This is a genomic window from Vibrio sp. 704 (assembly GCF_033339295.1).
Genome location: NZ_JAWOUH010000400.1, coordinates 1 through 728, shown reverse-complemented (window position 1 = coordinate 728; position 728 = coordinate 1). Strand labels below are relative to the sequence as shown.

The 728-nt window shown below is 45.7% G+C and carries 2 protein-coding genes; both read left to right on the top strand.

All coding sequences use genetic code 11. The features are described from left to right. Positions 1–488: TonB-dependent receptor domain-containing protein (locus R7R24_RS26720; RefSeq protein WP_318120120.1), on the top strand; the 488-nt coding region annotated here is incomplete at its 5' end. 59 nt (positions 489–547) lie between these two features. Then, a partial coding sequence (locus R7R24_RS26715; RefSeq protein WP_318120119.1) for a DUF2218 domain-containing protein occupies positions 548–728 on the top strand: 181 nt, incomplete at its 3' end.

Genomic DNA, 728 nt, shown 5'->3' with positions numbered 1-728 from the left:
AAACCTACCTGATTTACAACATCGGTGACGTTGAGATCAAAGGCTTTGAAGCCAGTGCGTCCTACGGGTATGGCAAATTCAACAGTAAGCTTTCTTACTCGCAGTCTGATACCAAAAACAAGAACACTGGCGGCCCAGTTGCAGGTGGAAATGGTCGCAGTATCGACATGGGTGACAGCATTGCTTTAACGCTGGATTACCAATCTGATTCGCTAGAAACCATCTTTGGTTGGACATCCATGTTTGTACTTGAAGAAGACAATGTGTTTGATGGTCAGCCTGCTAAAGATAGCTACGATGTGCATAATCTGTACGCTCAGTGGGTGCCGTCGAACGTTGATGGCTTATCGGTAACGTTCGGTATCGATAATATCTTCGATGAGGTTTACACATCACATGCGTCACGTTCGGGCACGGTACGCGGCTTCACGCTAGATGATTACGAACCAGGTCGTAACTTCAAGCTTTCAGCGGCTTACCAATTCTAAAACCTACTCATAAGGCTCTCGAAAGAGGGCCTTTTTACACGAATAAGCAAAGTGACATTATGATCAAAGAAACGACCCAGATTGAAAGTGAACACGCGAGCAAATACTTAGTGACACTATGCCGACATTTCGCACGTAAAGTGCCTGCAACGTGGGATGAACAAAGTGGCTTGGTAACATTCCCTGCTGGAAAGGCAGAATTCAGTTTGAATGGGCTGTGCCTCATTATTGCGTGTGAAG